The 19,018-nt window shown below is 72.8% G+C and carries 12 protein-coding genes and 1 pseudogene; 11 read left to right on the top strand and 2 right to left on the bottom strand.

Translation table 11 applies throughout. The annotated features are described in order from the left end of the window. Positions 1-251: 251 nt before the first annotated feature. The 9 genes and pseudogenes from CBOVI_RS09140 to purT form a co-directional block, all read left to right on the top strand. A pseudogene (locus tag CBOVI_RS09140) lies at positions 252-998 on the top strand (ECF transporter S component); the annotation flags it as partial. A 182-nt stretch (positions 999-1,180) separates the two neighbouring features. After that, on the top strand, positions 1,181-1,936 hold the full coding sequence (locus tag CBOVI_RS09135) for an energy-coupling factor transporter transmembrane component T family protein (protein ID WP_010269400.1): 756 nt from the start codon (positions 1,181-1,183) through the stop codon (positions 1,934-1,936). Between the two features lie 29 nt (positions 1,937-1,965). Beyond that, the gene (locus tag CBOVI_RS09130) at positions 1,966-4,413 is read left to right on the top strand and encodes a fructose-specific PTS transporter subunit EIIC (protein ID WP_260159829.1); all 2,448 of its coding nucleotides are present in this window, start codon (positions 1,966-1,968) and stop codon (positions 4,411-4,413) included. A 36-nt stretch (positions 4,414-4,449) separates the two neighbouring features. Next, positions 4,450-5,679 (top strand): ATP-binding cassette domain-containing protein, encoded by a 1,230-nt coding sequence (locus CBOVI_RS09125; RefSeq protein ID WP_125186032.1) that lies wholly within the window; start codon positions 4,450-4,452, stop codon positions 5,677-5,679. A 900-nt stretch (positions 5,680-6,579) separates the two neighbouring features. Further along, on the top strand, positions 6,580-7,584 hold the full coding sequence (locus CBOVI_RS09120; RefSeq protein WP_183273636.1) for a GDSL-type esterase/lipase family protein: 1,005 nt from the start codon (positions 6,580-6,582) through the stop codon (positions 7,582-7,584). Positions 7,585-7,676: 92 nt separating this feature from the next. Further along, positions 7,677-7,820, top strand: coding sequence for a hypothetical protein (locus CBOVI_RS09115; RefSeq protein ID WP_010264497.1), 144 nt, complete (start codon positions 7,677-7,679; stop codon positions 7,818-7,820). A 230-nt stretch (positions 7,821-8,050) separates the two neighbouring features. Next, complete coding sequence (locus CBOVI_RS09110; RefSeq protein WP_043360385.1) at positions 8,051-11,269, top strand: cytochrome P450; 3,219 nt, start codon at positions 8,051-8,053, stop codon at positions 11,267-11,269. An 80-nt stretch (positions 11,270-11,349) separates the two neighbouring features. Further along, entirely contained in the window at positions 11,350-13,056 is a 1,707-nt protein-coding gene (locus tag CBOVI_RS09105; protein ID WP_010264490.1) for an AMP-binding protein, read from the top strand. A gap of 92 nt (positions 13,057-13,148) precedes the next feature. Further along, a complete protein-coding gene (gene purT / locus CBOVI_RS09100; RefSeq protein ID WP_010264485.1) occupies positions 13,149-14,360 on the top strand; it encodes a formate-dependent phosphoribosylglycinamide formyltransferase in 1,212 nt (403 codons plus the stop codon). A gap of 39 nt (positions 14,361-14,399) precedes the next feature. On the opposite strand, the gene CBOVI_RS09095 is transcribed toward purT, so the two are convergent. Both CBOVI_RS09095 and CBOVI_RS09090 read right to left on the bottom strand, forming a co-directional pair. Further along, positions 14,400-14,936: a GNAT family N-acetyltransferase gene (locus CBOVI_RS09095; protein ID WP_010264482.1), complete on the bottom strand. Its 537-nt coding sequence runs from the start codon at positions 14,934-14,936 to the stop codon at positions 14,400-14,402. 8 nt (positions 14,937-14,944) lie between these two features. Next, positions 14,945-16,375 (bottom strand): FAD-dependent oxidoreductase, encoded by a 1,431-nt coding sequence (locus CBOVI_RS09090; RefSeq protein WP_010264479.1) that lies wholly within the window; start codon positions 16,373-16,375, stop codon positions 14,945-14,947. Positions 16,376-16,770: 395 nt separating this feature from the next. On the opposite strand from CBOVI_RS09090, the gene CBOVI_RS09085 reads away from it, so the two are divergent. Further along, a complete protein-coding gene (locus CBOVI_RS09085; protein WP_010264473.1) occupies positions 16,771-18,459 on the top strand; it encodes a nitrite/sulfite reductase in 1,689 nt (562 codons plus the stop codon). Next, on the top strand, positions 18,456-18,743 hold the full coding sequence (locus tag CBOVI_RS09080) for a hypothetical protein (protein WP_183273644.1): 288 nt from the start codon (positions 18,456-18,458) through the stop codon (positions 18,741-18,743). Before CBOVI_RS09085 ends, CBOVI_RS09080 begins: the two co-directional genes overlap by 4 nt. Positions 18,744-19,018: the final 275 nt, after the last annotated feature.

Raw genomic sequence — 19,018 nt, 5'->3', positions numbered from 1 at the left:
GGGACGAGGCCGTCGTGGAGGCTGGGGGCGGCGGGGAGTTGACCGGCCCTCGGCGAGCGGAGAACAATGGTCGCAATCACCGATCGCTCCCCGAGGTGACATAGGGCGGTTGCGGTCGGCACTGCAGGTTCACCGATCCCCTGCCCGCCCCCGACGTCAACGGTGTCGCCGGCCGGCCACCGGAGCACAGCGCCCCGGTGACGTCGCCGCATCCGCCGCTGAGGTCCGTCCACGGGAGACCCTCACACGCCATGCGCCCCCTGTCACCGACCACGACCGTCGCGCTGCTCTTCACCGCCGCGGTGCTCTACCTTGCGACGTGGATCACCCTTGTTGTCGTCCACCCCGGCGACACCGACTGGTCGTCCATCGCCGCCTCCCACGCGTCACTGCTCGCGCTGCTGGGTTTCCTGGTGCCGACGGTCCTCGCGCTTGTCGCCGTCGTACCCCGGCTGCCCGTCCGCTCGTTGACATTGCTCCCGGCGGCGTTGGTCCTCAACATCGTCGTCGGCCAGGTCATCGGCACCATGGGCCTGCCGGTTCCGCTCTACCTCGACAGCATCGGCACCGTCCTCGTCGGAGTGCTGGCGGGGCCCGGGGCCGGCCTCGTGACCGGCAGCCTCTCCGCCCTGGTGTGGGGGACCTTCAACCCGACGGTCATCCCTTTCGCCGCCGGGTACGCGATGGTGGGGCTCGCCGCCGGAGTGACCGGGCGCCTGATCAGGCGGTCGTGGTGGTGGACGGTCATCGTCGGCGCGGTCGTCGGGGTGTTCTCCGCGGTGATGGCCGCGCCGGTGGCGAGCTTCATCTACGGCGGAACCGCCGGGACCGGGACCGGGCTCCTCGTGACGTTCTACCGGTCCCTCGGGGCAGGGCCCGTCGAGGCGGTGTTCCTCCAGTCGTGGACCTCGGATCCCGCGGACAAGGTCATCGTCTTCGCCGCCGTTGCCGCGGTCGTGCGGTCCCTGCCGCAACGGGCCGTCCGGGCGTTCGCGCCGGCGACGCTGCCCGGGCCGGACGGCGAGGCGGGGCTTGCTGGATTTGCGGGCGAGGCCGGAACCGCGGGCGAGGCCGGAACCGCGGGTGAGCCGGGCCAGCCGGGAATTGCGGGCGAGGCCGGAACCGCGGGCGAGGCCGGAACCGTGGGTGAGCCGGGTACTGCGGGCGGTGGGGCGCGGCGATGAGTCTCGCCCCGGTCGGCAGCGGCGCGGGCGGCCCCCGGGTTCACCCGTACACCCCGGTGACGGTGGCGGCGTGCCTGATCGTCCTCGTTCTCGCGGTGGGTTCGCCGGTGATGTGTGCCGTCATCGCGGGCGCGGTGGCGGTGTGGGGTCTGCTGCGGGGGCCGCGTCAGCGTCGCGCCGTCGTCGCCGCCGCGGTGGTCAGCGTGCCCGCGGCCGTCGGGTTCGCCCTGATGTACGTGCCGTTCGGCGCCGACGTCGTCGCCCGGGTCGCACCGGCCGTCCTCGGGGGCGTGCCGGTGACGTCCGACGGGGCGGCGACCGCCGGGCGCCTGGCGCTGCGGGTGGCGGCGGTCGTCGTCACCGGCCTCGTCCTCGCCGCCGAGGTGGACCTCGACCGGCTCATGCGCGCCCTCCAACCGTCGGTGCCCGCGCCGGTGGTGTACGTCGTGGGCTCGGTGGTCCGCCTGCTCCCGATGGCGCGCGACCGGTGGCGGACGATCCGGAACATCCAGGCCGCGCGCGGGGTGCCGGTGCGGTCCTGGCGGTCGCGCATCGACTCGGTGTTGCCGCTGGTCGTCGGCCTTGTCGACGACGCCGCCCAGCGGTCCCGGCCACTTCAACGGACCGGGGTCGGGACACCGGGGCCGCGGACGGTCCTCCGGCCGGTCCCGAACCCGGTGGGGCAACGGGTGGTCCGGTGGGGTGTGATCGTGGCCACGGTCCTGGCTGTCGTCGTCACGCTCATTCCCTGAGGGGGGCGGAACACCATACTCTCTGGGGCATGACAGACAGCACCGACGCCGGCACCCGCGCCGGCACAGACCCCGACGCCGGCACCCGCCCGCTGATCCTCGCGATCACGGCCTGCCCGACGGGCATCGCGCACACGTACATGGCCGCGGAGAACCTCACGGCGGCGGCGGAGGAGGCGGGCGTTCGCGTCCGCGTCGAGACCCACGGGTCCATCGGGGTCGAGGGGACCTTCACCGACGCGGAGCTCCGCGAGGCGGCGGCGGTCGTCGTCGCGGCGGACACGGCCGTCGACACGGCACGGTTCGCGGGGCTTCCGCTGGTCACCACGGGGGTCGACGAAGGCATCCGCCGCCCCGCGGCCCTGCTCCGGCGGACGCTGGAGGCGGGCCGGGCAGGCGCAGACGGCAGGACGGGCGCGGCCGCGGGCGTGGGCGCGGGCGTGGGCGCGGGCGTGGGCGCGGGCGTGGGCGCGGCGGGCGGCGCGGGGTCGGTCCGGGCAGGCGCGGCGGGCGCGGGCGCTGCCGCGGGGTCGGGCCGGGCGGGCGCAGACGGCAGGACGGGCGCGGCGGGCGGCGCGGGCGCGGCGGGAGCAGCCGCGGGGTCCGGCGGCGCGGGAGCGGCCGCGGGGTCCGGCGGCGCGGGAGCGGCCGCGGGGTCCGGCGGCGCGGGAGCGGCCGCGGGGTCCGGCGGCGCGGGAGCGGCCGCGGGGTCCGGCGCCACGGCCCGCACCACGGCCCGCACCGCGGGCCGCGACCTGGGCCGGGAGCTCTACGCCGCGCTGATGAACGGGGTGTCGCACATGATCCCGTTCGTCGTCACCGGTGGGCTGCTCATCGCGGTCGCCCTCTCCCTGGGAGGCGACCCGACGGCGGAGGGGCTCGTCGTCCCCGACGGCTCCCCCTGGAAACCGGTCGAACAGCTGGGCGCCCTCGCGTTCACCCTCATGGTGCCGGTGATCTCCGGGTACATCGCGCAGGCGATCGCCGACCGGCCGGGGCTGGCACCGGGGTTCATCACGGGGCTCGTCGCGGCGACGGGGGCGCTGTACCACTCGGAGGCGGGCGCGGGGTTCCTCGGCGGGATCGTCACCGGGCTGCTGTCGGGGTACGTCGCGCGGTGGATCCGGCGGATCCCGGTGCACCGGTACATCGCGCCGGTGTGGCCGATCATCGTCATCCCGGTGGTGACGACGGTGAGCGTCGGCCTCGTGTTCATCTACGTGCTCGGCCGGCCGATCGCCGCGGTGTTCACGGCGCTGACGGAGTGGCTCGCGGGCATGGACGGGGACTCGGTGCTCATCGTCGGCGCGGTCGTCGGCGCGATGATCGCCTTCGACATGGGCGGGCCGTTCAACAAGACGGCGTTCCTCTTCGGCGGCGGGCTCATCGCGGCGGGGAACGCCGCGCCGATGGGCATGGCCGCCGCGGCGATCGCGGTGCCGCCGCTGGGGATGGGCCTGGCGTCGGTCGTGCGCCGGCGGTGGTTCACCCGGCCCGAGCAGGAGGCGGGCATCGCCGCGCTGTTCATGGGGTTCTTCGGCATCACGGAGGGGGCGATCCCCTTCGCCGTCGCGCGGCCGCTGCAGGTCATCCCGGCGAACGTGCTCGGTGGCGCGGTGGCGGGGGCGCTGGCCGGGGCGACGGGGGTGCGGGACAACGTCATGCACGGTGGGCCGATCGTCGCGGTGCTCGGCGCGGTCGACGGGGTGCCGTGGTTCGCCGTCGCGGTGGTCGTCGGCGCGCTCGTGACCGCGTCGACGTCGCTGCTGCTCGTGGGGCTGGCCCGGCGGCGCGGGGAGCGGGCGCAGGGGGAGCCGGGGCCGGGGGAGCCGAGGGAACCGGGGCAGGGCGAACCGGGGCAGGGGTCCGACGCCGCGACCGATCCGGGTGAGCCGGGGCAGGGGGAGCAGGTGCAGGGGTCCGACGCCGCCACCGGGCGGGCGGACGCCCCGGGTGCCGGGGCCGCGGGGGCGGGCGCGGACGCGGGACAGCCGGAGGGCCGGGAGCCGCTGCTGACGGAGGGCGGCGTCGTCCTCTATGACGGTGACGGGCCCGCCCCCGGCACCCGCGACGAGCTCATCCGCGCGCTCGCCGGGCGGGCGGCGCAGGTCGGGCGGGTGACGGACGTGGAGGACGTCGTGCGGGCGGCGGTCGCGCGGGAGGAGACGTCGTCGACGGCGGCGGGCCACGGCGTGGCGATCCCGCACGCGCGGACGGCGGGGGTCGCGCAGCCGGTCGTGACGGTCGCGCGGGTGCCCGCCGGGGCCGTCGAGTGGGACACCCCCGACGACGCGCCGGTGCGGCTGGTGTTCCTCATCGCCGTGCCGGACGACGCCGGGTCGGCGCACCTGCGGATCCTCGCGGCGCTCGCGCGGGCGCTCATGCGCGAGCCGTTCCGCCGGCGGCTCCTCGACGCGCCCGACGCGGCGGCCGTGGCGGCGGCGGTCGACGACGCGCTCGCCGGCGCCCGGCGGTAGGGGCGCGGCCGGGGTCCGGTGTGGTTCGATGTGACCATGCCGGTCGTGAGGTTCGTGTGGGGGTCCAGCGGCAGCGGTCTGTCCGACCACGCGTGGCGGACCGCCGAGCGCACGGGGGCGGCGTGGGTCGGCAACGACGCCGCGGCGCACATCTCGCTGCTGCGCGCGACGGTCGCCGAGGAGCTGGCCTTCGCGATGGAGCAGCGCGGCGTCCCCCGGGAGGAGATGCGGCGGCGCGTCGACGCCGCGCTCACCGAGTGGGACCTGCGCGGCGTCGCCGGGGACGACCCGGTGACCCTGTCGACGGGGCAGACCCGCCGCGTGGCGGTGGCGCAGGCGCTGCTCGCCGCCCCGGGGGCGCTGGTGCTGGACTGCCCGCTCGACGGGTTCGACGCCGACGCGGTCCGCACCCTCCGCCACGTCCTCGCCGGCGTGCCGGGCCCGGTGACGGTGTACGACCGGGTGCGCACACCGCTGGCGGACGACGCCGCCGAGGAGCTGGAGCTGCGGCCCGACGGCACCCTCGTCGCCGCGCGGGCGCCCGCGGCGGTGGTCCCGGAGGGGGGTCGGGCGGTGCTCCCGGAGGGGGCTCCCGAGGAGGGTCAGGGGTCGGCCCCGGTGCTGGAGGCCCGGGAGGTCACGGTGCGGCACGGGTCGTTCCGCCTCGGCCCGGTGTCGCTCGCCGCGCGCGGCGGGGAGGTCACGCACCTCGCGGGCCCGAACGGCGCCGGGAAGACGACGCTCATGCTCGCCGTCCTGGGGCTGCTGCCGCACGCCGGGCGGGTCACCGCGCCGGTCGCGGGGTGGGCGCCGACGGCGATGGACCGGTCGTTCCTCCGCCGCACGGTCGTCGAGGAGCTGTCGGTGGGGACGACGCGTCGCGCCGCGGAGGTCGCCCTGGGGTGGGCGGGTCTCGGCCGGTGGCGGGACACGCACCCGCTGGACGTGCCGGCGAGCGACCGGCGGCTGCTCGCGGTCACGGCGGCGGTGGTGCGGGGGCCGGGGCTGCTGCTCGTCGACGAGCCGACGGTGGGGCTCGACGCGGCGGGGCACGGCCGGCTCGCGGAGCTGCTGCGGGGGTTCGCCTCCGGCGGGTACCACCGTGCCCTCACGGCCGCCGGCGGGCGGCCGCTGTGGGTGGGGCACGGTGGTCCCGGGGACGGGGCTCGCCCGGCGGTGCTCTGGACCTGCCACGACGCAGCATTCGCCGGGGCGGTCAGTGACCGCGGGGTCACCCTGGCCCGGCCCGGGGGACCCGGGCGGTGAGTGGTGCGCGGCGGGGTCGGCCGTCCCGGGGGGACTGCCGACGAGGGTCCGCCGCGCCGACGTCGCGGTCCCCGGCCGGGGCCGGGGCGCGGAGACATCGTGTGCGCTGAGTGCACCCCGCGCGTGCGTCCGGCCCTGACTCCGGTTTGACTCCGTGGCCGGGGTACGTCGGTGTGCGCCTCAGTCACGGGGTTCATCGGACGGGCCGGCGGGGGCGTTACAGGGCGGGGAGCGACTGGGGATCCCCCGGCCGCCGGGGTGTGGGTGCGGGAAGCTGTCAGCTGGTTCGGGGGTCCTTCCGGGGTCCATCTCAGGTTGTCAGGAGTTCACGTGAGGAGCGACTGTCAACTCCTGGGGCTGGTGTGACTGGTGTGACTAATGGGGCGAGAAAGGCCCCCGAAAAGGGGGGACTGTGATAAGTTCTTCGGAACTCCCCCGTGTCTGAGGCTGTAGCAGGACTTCATCGGTGTACGGGACGCCGGCGTTACCGGGGAGGGGACCGGTCCGGCGGGCCGCGGCGGCGGGCCGGGGGTCCGCGCGGCGGTGAAACTGCCGGTCGCGGGAGGGGAGGCCGCCGGTCGGGCGCCGGGAGACTGCCAGAAAAGATCCAGCTGTATCACTTCTGCTGTTAGTAGCTCGCCTGTCTTACAGTGCTGTGAACACGCATTCTGTGATTTCCCGGGCTTCGGCTGGGTTGGGCATGGCTCCGAGACATCGTGTTAGATGTGAGTAGTGGTCACAGCGCCGAGATGCGCCCGGTGGCTGCGAAACCTACGCGTTGACCCACAGCAACACTCATGGCGTAATCGAGCACACCCTGCCCCCACATAAAACAGGCAACTGTACTAGGCAGGGGAGCGGTTCATACGCTGGTACTACGGTGAGAAAGAGGAAATGCCCTTGTCTATCAAACGACGTATAGCCGCCGCGGTCGCCGCGGCGGGCCTGGCGGCCGGCACCGCCGGTGTCGGATCCGCAGCAGCAGAGCCGGAGCTTCCGCCGATGCCGCAGCTTCCGGCGTTCCCTCAGTTCACCCCGGACCAGCTCATGGCCCTGCAGCCCATGATCCTGCCGGCCCCGAACAACGACGCCATCACGGTCAACCCGGACACCCGGGAGAACTTCGTGGCCTTCGGCGACTCCGCCGCCGCCAACGTCACCGCGATCGACATCGTCGCCTCCAAGGCGATCGAGCGCGGGGTCCCGGTGGCCTGGCCGAACATCGGCAACGGCAACTGCGCCCAGGGCGCGGACTCCTTCCCCGTCAAGACCGCGCAGCGCGCCGGGCTGCGGCTCAGCAACTACACCTGCGCCGGTGCGGTCGCCCGTGCCGACGTGCGGATGCCGAGCCTGCACACGAACTCGGTCACCCACCAGGTCGACCTCGCCCTCAAGGACGGCGCCCTGACCGGTGACACGAAGCTCGTCACCATCACCGCCGGCATGAACGACACCTACCAGGCGCCGTACGGCGACCCCTCCCAGTACGGCGAGTACGACGACGAGTACGTCCGCGTCATCGGCGACCAGGTCCGCCGCATCCGCGAGGCCGCCCCGAACGCCCGCGTCGTCATCACCGGCTACCCGGACCAGACCGACGGCCACGGCTACATCTGCCAGCTCAACGCCGGCGGCCTCGTCACCCGCACCTACTACCCGCTGCTCGACTGGCTGCAGAAGCACATCCGCACCGCCCAGCAGCGGACCGCGGACGAGCAGCACGTCGACTTCTACGACGCCTTCTCCGAGATCGACCTCGGCCACGACAACAACGCCTGCTCCCCGAACCCGAACCGGCTGAGCAGCGCCTGGGTCGACGACCAGTCGCACGCCCTCGCCGGCCACCTGACCTCGCTGGGCAACGACCACTACGCGGAGGCCCTCGCGGCGCGCGCCAACCACTGACCGTCCGGTCGCCGGGCCGCCTCCCCCCGCGGGGGACGGCACCGGGACCGCCCCGGACCCTCCACACTGAGAGACGAAAGGACCGACCCCGAATGAACCTCCTCCAGTCGTGGGCTGACCTGGCCATCCAGCTGCTCCGTGACTACCCGCTGACCAACCTCCCGGTGTACCTCACCTACACCCCGGAGCCCTTCACCCCGCAGAACCTCATGAACATGGGCTCCAGCGGGTCGTAACCACCGCCCCACCGACCTCTCCAGGTCACGAACACCAATGACCACGCCGCAGAGGTTGCCGGGTACGGCCCGGGACCCTGCGGCGCCGTCGTCCCCGCACTCCACAGCACCACGTCCCCCCACGACGGGGACGCCCGCCGAGCCCCCGCCGCCGCGCCGTGCACGGCCCGTGCACGGCACCGGCGCGCGGTGACGGCACACCCCAACTCACCGAAGAAGTGGTTCAGAAGATGACACAGACAGTGCCCGGTCCGAAGAAGTACCCGGTCGTCGGAACCGCCTACACGATCGACCCGGACAAGCTCATCCAGTCGGATGTCGCCCTGGCCGAGAAGTACGGCGGGATCTTCCTGCAGCGGTTCCCCGGCCACGAGCCGGTCTACATGATCAGCTCGCAGCGCATCGTCAACGAGATCTGCGACGAGACCCGGTTCTACAAGAAGATCCACGCCGCGATCCGCAACCTCCGTCCGCTGGGCGGGCAGGGCCTGTTCACGGGTGACACGCACAACGAGGAGTGGCAGCAGGCGCACCGCATCCTCATGCCGGCCTTCTCGCCGACGGCCCTCAAGGCGATGTTCGAGTCCATGATGGACATCGCGGACCAGCTGAAGCTGAAGTGGTCCCGACGCCGCCCGGACCAGCCGGTCGATGTCGCGGAGGAGTTCACCCGCCTCACGATCGACACGATCGCGCTCACCGCGTTCAGCTACCGGCTGAACTCCTTCTACTCGGAGACGCTCCACCCGTTCGTCAACGCGATGGTCACGGCCCTCGTCGAGGCGGCCCGCCTGGCCCACATGCCGGGCTTCCAGAAGGCGCTGAACAAGAGCGCGGTGAAGAACTACGAGGAAGCCATCGCCGAGATGCGCTCCATCGCGCAGGACTTCATCGACGACCGGCGCCGGAACCCGCTGCCCGAGGGGGAGTGGGACATCCTCGACACGATGCTCAACGCCGAGGACCCGGTCACCGGCGAGAAGCTGTCCGACGAGTCGGTCTGCAACCAGATGGTGACCTTCCTCATCGCCGGGCACGAGACGACGTCCGGCCTGCTGAGCTTCGCGGTGTACGAGCTCATGCGGAACCGCTCCGTCCTCCGCCACGCCCAGCAGGTCGTGGACGAGGTCCTCGGCGGCCGCCCGCCGCGGTACGACGACCTCAAGGACCTGGGCTACATCGACCAGATCCTCCGCGAGACGCTGCGCATCTACCCGACGGCCCCCGCCTTCGGCGTGACGCCGTACGAGAAGACCCGCATCGGCGCGACCGACGACTTCGAGGGCTACGAGGTCAACCCGGGCGACACGCTGCTCACCCTCATCCCGAGCCTCCACCAGGACCCGGAGGTGTGGCAGAACCCGAAGCGTTTCGACTCGGAGCGGTTCTCCCCGGAGAACACCCCGAAGATCCCGCAGAACTCGTGGAAGCCCTTCGGCAACGGCGAGCGGTCGTGCATCGGCCGTGGTTTCGCCCTGCAGGAGGCGCAGCTCATGCTCACGCTCGTGCTGCAGAACTTCGAGATGGACTTCGCGGACCCGAACTACGAGCTCGACATCCGCGAGTCCCTGTCGCTCAAGCCGAACAACCTCATGGTCCGGTTCACGCAGCGGGAGATCTCGAAGCGGTACAGCGCCGCGCCGACGGCCGCCGGGGCCACGACGCAGGCCGCGTCGACCCCGACGACCGAGCCGGAGATCGCGGTCACCGGGTCCGTCGCCGCCGGCAGCCGGATGCAGGTCCTCTACGGTTCCGAGGCGGGCACGGCCCGCGGCTTCGCGGAGCGCATCGCGACGACCGCCGGCCGGATCGGTTTCGAGACCCTCGTCTCGCCGCTCAACGACGCCGTCGACAACCTCATCACCGACGGCCCGGTCATCATCGTCACCGCCTCCTACGAGGGCCTGCCGCCGAAGAACGCGAAGGAGTTCCTCGACTGGGTGCGGTCGACGGAGGGCACGTCCGCGCACGAGGGCGTGAACTACTGCGTCTTCGGCGTCGGCAACTCCGACTGGGGGCCGAGCTTCCAGCGGGTCCCGACCCAGATCGACCAGGGGCTCGCCGCCGGCGGTGCGCAGCGCATCGACGACGCCGGCGCGGCCGACGTCCGCGGTGACTTCGAGGAGGACTTCAACGGCTGGATGACCGGCCTGTGGGAGTCCGTCGGGGAGGTGCTCGGCGTCGACATCGCCGTCGCCGACGTCGAGCAGCAGCGGGCGACCGTCGTCCTCGCCGAGGAGGCCCCGGAGGCCATGCTCGCCGAGGGCCCGCGCGCCCCGAGCGCGTTCCGCACCGCGATCGTGCGCTCGAACGAGGTCATGAACACCGGCGGGGCGGGCGAGATCGGCGTCAAGCGCCGCATCGCCTTCGACCTGCCGGAGGGCATGGACTACCGGCTCGGCGACTACCTCGAGGTCGTGCCGCGCAACTCGGCCCGGCAGGTCGAGCGCGCGCTGCGGCTCCTGCGCACCGCCCCGGAGACGCGCGTCGTCGTCGGCGGCGAGAACACCTTCCTCCCGCAGGGCTTCCCGCTGGCCGTCGGCGAGATCTTCACCTCCCACCTCAACCTCAACGCCCCGGCCGGGTCGTCGGCGCTGCGGACCCTCGCGGAGCACTGCGACTGCCCGCCGGAGAAGGCGGAGATCGCGGCGCTCGCGGAGCCGGACCGGTACCACGACGAGGTGGTGGCGAAGCGCCTCACCGTCCTCGACGTGCTCGACCGGTACCGCTCGGTGTCGATGACCGCCGTCGAGGCGATCCCGCTGTTCACCGAGCTGCTGCCGCGCCAGTACTCCATCTCCTCCGCGCCGTTCGAGAACGAGGGCACGGCGGAGCTCACGGTCTCCGAGGTCGCGGGGCCGGCCTGGTCCGGCGTCGGGGAGTACCGGGGCACGGCGTCGACGTACCTCGGGTCCGCGGAGCCGGAGACCCCGGTGTCCGTCGCCGTCACCCCGGGTCCGGAGGGCTTCCGGCCGCCGGAGGACATCACGGTGCCGATGGTGCTCGTCGGTGCGGGGTCGGGTATCGCCCCGCTCCGCGCGTTCCTCGTCGACCTGGAGCGCCGGGCGGAGTCGAGGGACGACGCCGCCCGCGCGCTGCTGTTCTTCGGCACGCACGGCCGGGACACGGACTACCTCTACGCCGACGAGTACGAGCGGCTCACCGGGAAGGGGCTGCTCGATGTGCGCCCCGCGTTCTCGCGGCAGCCCGAGGGTGACGTGAAGTACGCCCAGGACGCGCTGTGGCGCGACCGCGACGAGGTGTGGGAGCTCATCACGTCGGGGGCGAAGGTCCTCGTCTGCGGTGACGCCCGCACCCTCGTGCCGGGTGTGCGCGAGACCCTCACGGAGATCATCCGGGAGAAGGTCGGCGACCGGCAGGAGGCCGAGCGTCGGCTCCACGCGATGGAGACCGAGACGATGACCTTCGTCACGGAGTCCTTCACGTGACCGCCGGTGACCGGACCTGACCGCACCTGACCGCACCTGACCCCTCCCACCGACACGAGCAGAACGGGGCCCACAAGCCAATGTCGAACTTCACGTTGAACCCGGTTCCGGAGCACGGCGTCACGCGCCGTGACATCACGGACCAGTTCTTCTTCTTCCTCAAGCAGCTCAAGAAGAGCAACCTCACCGAGAAGCAGTCCCTCCGGGACATCGGTAAGGCCGTCATGAGCCAGGTGCGCTGGGGGTCCTACGAGACCTCCCAGCTCAACCAGGCCGCCCGGAAGCACCCGGACCGCCTGGGTCTCGTCGACGACGACGGGGAGCGGACGTTCGCCCAGTTCTGGGAGGACGTCAACCGGCTGGCGCTGGGCCTGCAGCGGCGGGGGATCGGCGAGGGCTCGCGCGTCGCGGTGCTGGCCCGCAACGGCCGCGCGGCGATCTACCCGCTGTGCGCCCGCCACCTGCTCGGCTACCACATCTTCATGATCAACGCGAACGCCTCGGCGGAGCAGATCGAGCGGGTCCTCGACTTCCACGAGATCGAGCTCATCATCGTCGACGAGGAGTTCCTCGACCGGATGAACGAGGGCTCCCGGAACCGGGACCTCGTCATCGGCCACGTCGACACGGACGAGGAGGCCGGCCCGGGCGAGCGCGAGGACATCAGCGGGTTCGACACGATGCAGGACGTCATCGACTCCGCGCGGGTGACGGACTCCCTGCCGTTCCGCCCGGGGCAGAGCCGCCACATCGTCCTCACGTCCGGCACGACGGGCATGCCGAAGGGCGTCGTCCGCCGCGTGACCCGGTCGCCGCAGCCCGCGGCCCCGATCCTCGCGGCGATCCCGTGGCGGCCGGGCATGACCCTCATGCTCACGGCCGTGCTCTTCCACGCCTACGGCTGGGCGAACCTCCTCATGGCGCTGCTCACGGGCTCGACGATCATCGCCCGCCGGACGTTCGACCCGGCGCAGGCGATCGACGACATCCGCCGGTACGACATCACGGCGATGGCGAGCGCCGCGTCCCGCCTGCGCGCCCTGTACCGCTACATGGACGAGAACGGCATCGAGAAGGTCGACGGCCTCGAGTTCATCGTGTCCGCCGGCAGCCCGCTGACCCCGCACGAGATCCAGGAGGCGGAGCGGAAGTTCGGCCGGGTGCTGTGCAACTGCTACGGCAGCACGGAGACCGCGACGCTCGCGATGGCCCGCCCGGAGGAGCTCGCCGCCGACCCGACGCTGAGCGGTGTCGTCTACCCGGGCACCCGCGTCGAGATCCGCGACGAGAACGACGAACTCGTCCCCGAGGGCGAGACCGGCAACATCTTCGTCGGCGCGTACGACATGTTCCTCGGCTACACCGACCCGACGGTGCCGGTGAAGGTCGTCAACGGCCTCGTCCCGATGGGCGACAAGGGCTACTTCACGGAGGGCAACCACCTCCACGTCCTCGGCCGGGCGGACGACATGGTCATCACCCAGTCCGCGGAGAAGATCTTCCCCTCGGAGCTGGAGGACCGCCTCACCCGCGACCCGCGGATCGCGGACGTCACCGTCCACGGTGTGCCGGACGAGCACTTCGGCCAGGCGCTGCGCGCGTACATCATCCGCGCGGAGGGCGTGACCCCGGCGGAGCTCGACGCGGAGGAGGTCCGCCGGATCCTCCGCGAGTCCCTCTCCGACGCGCACGCCCCGCGTGACGTGTTCTTCGTCGAGGAGTTCCCGCGGAACCCGATGGGCAAGGTCATCCGCCCGCAGCTGCCGGGGCGCTCGACCGTCGAGTGACCCCGGGCGCACGGCGTCGTCCCTCCCCGGCGTCGTCCCTGCCCGGTATGGTCGGGGCAGACCCAGCCCACCCCCACCCGGAAAGGTCCACCGTGCACACTCCGTCCGCCCTCGGCACCCCGCTCTCCCCGTCCGCCACCCGGGTCCTCCTGCTCGGGTCGGGGGAGCTCGGCCGGGAGGTGACGGTCGCGTTGCAGCGGCTCGGCGTGGAGGTCCACGCCGCGGACCGGTACAGCGGCGCGCCGGCGCACCACATGGCGGACCACCGGCACGTGCTGGACATGACGGACGCCCGCCAGCTGCGGGCGCTCGTCGAGGAGGTGCGGCCGGACTTCATCGTCCCGGAGATCGAGGCCCTCGCGACGGACGAGCTCGTCCGGATCGAGCGGGAGGGGCTCGCCGACGTCGTGCCGACGGCCCGGGCGACGAACCTCACGATGAACCGGGAGGGCATCCGCCGGCTCGCGAACGACGAGCTGGGGCTGCCGAACTCCCGGCACGCGTTCGCGTCGTCCCGGGAGGAGCTGCGGGAGGCGGTCCGCGGGATCGGCTTCCCGTGCGTCGTCAAGCCGGTCATGAGCTCCTCGGGGAAGGGGCAGTCCTACGTCCGGTCGGCGGAGGACATCGACGCCGCGTGGGACCACGCCCTCACGGGCGGGCGCGTGAGTTCGGGGAGGGTCATCGTCGAACAGTACGTGCCCTTCGACTACGAGATCACCCTGCTCACGGTCCGGTCCGTCGACCCGGAGACGGGCCGGGAGGCGACGTGGTTCTGCGAGCCGATCGGCCACCGGCAGGACCGGGGGGACTACGTGGAGTCCTGGCAGCCGGCGGAGATGACGGAGGCGGCGCACGACAACGCCCGCTCCGTCGCCGCCCGGGTGACGAACGCGCTCGGGGGCCGGGGGGTGTTCGGCGTGGAGCTCTTCGTGAAGGGGGACGACGTCTACTTCTCCGAGGTCAGCCCGCGTCCGCACGACACGGGCATGGTGACGATGGGCTCGCAGCGGTTCAGCGAGTTCGACCTCCACGCGCGCGCGGTCCTCGGCCTGCCGATCGACACGACGCTCATCTCCCCGGGCGCGTCGGCGGTCATCTACGGCGGGGTCGAGGGGGAGGCCCCGGAGTACTCGGGGCTCGCGGACGCGATGCGGGTGCCGGAGGCCGACGTCCGCCTCTTCGGCAAGCCGGTGTCCCACCCGCGGCGGCGGATGGGGGTGGCGTTCGCGACGGCCGAGTCGGTGGACGAGGCCCGGGAGCGGGCGTCCCGCGCGGCCGAGGCCGTGACGGTGCGGGTGCGCTGACGGACGGTGCGGGTGCCGCGGTGACGCGGCCCGCCCCGGCTACAGCGTGAGCCGCATGGTGCGGTGGGGGATGCCCTCGACCGCGAACGGGTCGCCGACCGGCTCGAAGCCGAAGCCGGCGTAGAGGTCGACGAGGTGCGCCTGCGCGTCGAGGACGACGGTGGCGCGCTGCGTCACCGGGTCGAGCGCGGCGGCGCGTCCCCGGCAGACCTCGAGGGCCTCGGTGACGAGCTGCCGGGCGATGCCGTGCCCGCGGAGGTCGGCGGCGACGCACACGCGGCCGATGTGCTGCTCCTCCGGCGGGCCGTACACGCGCGCGGTGCCGACGAGCCGGAGCGGCGAGCCGGGGTCGGCCACGCCCCACGGGTGGTCCGGGCCGGCGCCGGGGTGGACGTAGGCGAGGATGTGGTGGGTGCCGGGGTGGGCGTCGGTGTCGTCGATCTCGGCGTGGGGGGCGCGCTGCTCGTGGACGAAGACGTCGACGCGCAGCCGGTAGAGGGCGTGGACCTGCTGGGGCTGCATGGAGAGCAGGGCGCGCCCGGTGTAGTGGACGTCCGGGCCGGCGGTCTCGCTCATGCGGGGCCTCAGGCCTCGACCCGGTTCTCGCCGGAGGAGTAGCGGACCATGTCCTCCCACAGCCGGACCTTCTTGCGCTCCCGGCCCTCGGCCTCGCCGAGGGCGCGCTCGTGGGCGTCGAGGTTGTACCAGCCCTGCCACGTCGTGTAGTCGACGCCGCGCTCGTGGAGGAGGTCGAGGACGGCGTCCTCGCCGGGGGCCTCCGGGTCGAAGCCGACGCCCTCGGCGTGGTCGGCGAGGAGGTTGGCGACGGCCTCGTTCGCGTCACCCTTCGTGTTGCCGATGAGCCCGACGGGTCCGCGGCGGATCCACCCGGTCGTGTAGACGCCGGGGAGGACCTCCCGGGACGCGGCCTCGGGGTCGGCGGAGCCGGGGACGCCGGCGATGCCGTCGGCCGTCGGCCCCTCGGTGAGGACCCGGCCGCCGACGTTGGGGATGACGTTCTTCGCGGCGTCCCAGGGGACGTCGGGCTGCTCGTCGGAGCGGTAGCCGACGGCGCGGTAGACGGCGCCGACGGGCCACTCGGTGAGCCGGCCGGTGCCGCGGACGCCGCCGGAGCCGTCGAGTTCGGTGCGCTCGGTGACGAAGGCGGTGACGCGGCCGTCGGCGTCGGTGACGATCTCCTTCGGGGACTCGAAGAAGTGGAGGTAGAGCTTGTGCGGGGCACCCTTGGGCTCGGCGATGGCGTACTGCTCGAGGATGGTGCAGACCATGTCCTGGATCTTGGAGTTCCGGCGGGCCTCCTCGGAGGCGGCGTCGTACTCGATGTCCTCGGGGGACACGACGACCTCGATGGTGTCGGAGTGGTTGAGCTCCTTGAGCTCGAGGGGGGTGAACTTCGCCTGGGCGGGCCCGCGGCGGCCGAAGACGTGGACCTCGCGCGCGCGGTTGGTCTTGAGCGAGTCGTAGACGTTGTCGGGGATCTCGGTGGTGAGGAGTTCGTCGCCGGTCTTCGCGAGGACGCGGGCGATGTCGAGGCCGACGTTGCCGACGCCGACGACGGCGACGCTCTCGGCGCTGAGGTCCCAGCTGTCGGAGAAGTCCGGGTTGGCGTCGTAGAAGCCGACGAAGCGGCCCGCGCCGACGGAGTGCTCGCCGCCGGCGACCGGCAGGTCGCGGTCGTCGGTCGCGCCGGTGGCGTAGATGACGGCGTCGTAGTGGCGGCGGAGGTCGTCGAGGCGGATGTCGGTGCCGACGGCGACGTTGCCGAGCAGGCGGATCTGGGGCTTGTCGAGGACCTTGTGGAGGCTCTTGATGATGCCCTTGATGCGCGGGTGGTCGGGGGCGACGCCGTAGCGGATGAGCCCGAAGGGCGCCGGCATCCGCTCGTAGAGGTCGATCGAGACGTTCTCCCCGGACTTGACCAGGGCATCGGAGGCGTAGATGCCGGCGGGTCCGGAGCCGATCACGGCGACGCGGAGCGGACGGTTCTCAGGCATGGGGTGCGGGTCCAATCAGTTCACGGGTGGGTTGTCGGGTGGGGCCGGTCCCGGCGCGCGGGGGCTCCCGTCCACGATAGTCGGGTGGCGGGGCGTCCCGGGGTGCGGCCGGGTGGAGACCCCCGTCACGATAGACCGAGTGGTCTACCGCTGGCAAGCGTCCATCAGGTGAGCCTACCCTCCTCCGCAGGTGGGGTGGGTGCGGACGGGCCGTCACGGTCGCTTCCGGGGGACGTCCGGCGTGTCGACGGGCGTGTTGACGGGATGGACCGACCGGTCTAGTGTTGACCGCCACAGACCGATCGGTCTGCAACGGGGGTCGGCCGACGTCCCGACGGGACACCGACCGGCACCGTGACCTGCGACCGCCGGGAACGAGGACGGGAGAACCACCCATGACAGCAGCCACGCCAGGGTCCACGACCGAGACGCGGCGTCCGCGCGCGCGGAAGCCCCAGGGCCAGTGGCTCATCGACGGCCGTGACCCGCTCAACGACGACGAGCGCATCAAGCAGGAGGACGCCGGCCTCGCGGTCGCCGACCGGATCCGCGACATCTACGCCGTCCAGGGGTTCAGCTCCATCCCCAAGGAGGACCTCGCCCCCCGCTTCAAGTGGGTCGGCCTCTACACCCAGCGCAAGCAGAACCTCGACGGCGAGGCCACGAACACGATGACCACCGAGGAGCTCCAGGACACGTACTTCATGATGCGGATCCGGCTCGACGGCGGCATCTGCTCCGCCGAACAACTCCGCACCATCGGGCGCATCTCCTCCGAGTTCGCCCGGGGCACCGCGGACTTCACCGACCGGCAGAACATCCAGCTCCACTGGATCCGCATCGAGGACATCCCCGAGATCTGGGACCGCCTCGCCGAGGTCGGCCTCGACACGTACTTCGGCTGCGGCGACGTCCCCCGCGTCATCCTCGGCTCGCCCGTCGCCGGGATCGCCCGGGACGAGATCATCGACGCCACCCCGGCGATCCGCGAGATCAAGGAGAACCTCCTCGCCCGGGAGGAGTTCTCCAACCTCCCGCGCAAGTTCAAGTCCGCGGTCTCCGGGTCGCGGCGGCAGGACGTCACCCACGAGATCCAGGACCTCGCGTTCATCGGCTCCGAGCACCCGGAGCACGGCCCCGGTTTCGACGTGTGGGTCGGCGGCGGGCTGTCGACGAACCCGATGCTCTCCCAGCGCCTCGGCGCGTGGGTGTCCATCGACGAGGTGCCCGAGGTGTGGGCCGGCGTGGTCCGCATCTTCCGCGACTACGGCTACCGGCGGATGCGCAACCGGGCCCGGCTGAAGTTCCTCGTCGCGGAGTGGGGCGTCGAGAAGTTCCGGAAGGTCCTCGAGGAGGACTACCTCGGCCGCCCCCTCCGGGACGGCCCCGAGCCGGAGACGTGGCCGGGCTACCGCGACCACGTCGGCGTCCACGAGCAGCGGGACGGGCGGTTCTACGTCGGCGTGAAGCCGACGGTCGGCCACACCGAGGGCGACACGCTCCAGCGGCTCGCCGACATCGCGGAGGCCCACGGGGTCACCCGCCTGCGGACGACGCCGGACAAGGAGCTGCTCTTCCTCGACGTCGAGGAGGACGCGGTCGAGCCGCTCACGGCGGAGCTCGACCGGCTGGGCCTGTCCGCCTCCCCGTCGGCGTTCCGCCGGGACATCATCTCCTGCACGGGGCTGGAGTTCTGCAAGCTCGCGCTCGTCGTGACGAAGCAGCGGGCGATCCGGCTCGCCGACGAGCTCGAGGAGCGGCTCGGCGACCTCGACGTCCCGCTGAAGATCAGCCTCAACGGGTGCCCGAACTCGTGCGCCCGGACGCAGGTCGCGGACATCGGCCTCAAGGGGCAGATCGTCACGACGGACGACGGTGAGCGCGTCGAGGGCTTCCAGGTGCACCTCGGCGGGGCCGTGGGGATGCGGCCCGACTGGGGCCGGAAGCTCCGCGGGCACAAGGTCACGTCGGAGGGGCTCACGGACTACGTCGTCCGGCTCGTCGAGAACTACCGGGAGGGCCGCGAGGACGGCGAGCAGTTCCGCGACTGGGTCGCCCGCGCGCCGGAGGAGCAGCTGCAGTGACCGCCGCGCCGGGCGGTGGGGCCGGCGCCGCGCCGGGCGACTCGGCGGGGGGCCGGGCCGCCGGGCACCCGGACAGCGACGGCCTGCCGCCGGCCAACGAGATCATCGGAGGGAGGGCCATGCACCCCAACGCCCGGCGGGCGACCGTCGTGAACTGCCCGTTCTGCGCGTCGGAGAACCTCTTCCCCGACGCCGAGACCGACAACGCGTGGCAGTGCCGTGACTGCTGCCGCGTCTTCTCCGTCAAGCTCCACGGCTACCTGCCGCGCGGCGTCACCGGCTGACCTGCGCCCCGGCACCCGGGCGCGCCCCGCCGCAGCAGACTAGACAGGTACGTCTGTTCCGGTGGCCGGGACCCGCTGCCGGGGAGGGGTGACGACGCCGTCACGGCCGCCCCGGCCCCCGGATCCGCCCCGGGGTGTTGCCGGAATGGACAGGTTGGTCTAGTGTGGGGGACACCAAAACAGACCGACCGGTCTGTGGTGGCGCTCACGGGGCCGCGGTGACAGGCGACCCCCGCGACGACCCGCCACCACCCACGAGAAGAGCGACGGAGAAC

Source organism: Corynebacterium bovis DSM 20582 = CIP 54.80, from assembly GCF_030408615.1.
In the GTDB taxonomy this organism is placed as follows: Bacteria; Actinomycetota; Actinomycetes; order Mycobacteriales; family Mycobacteriaceae; genus Corynebacterium; species Corynebacterium bovis.
This window is presented reverse-complemented; position numbering and strand designations above follow the sequence as displayed.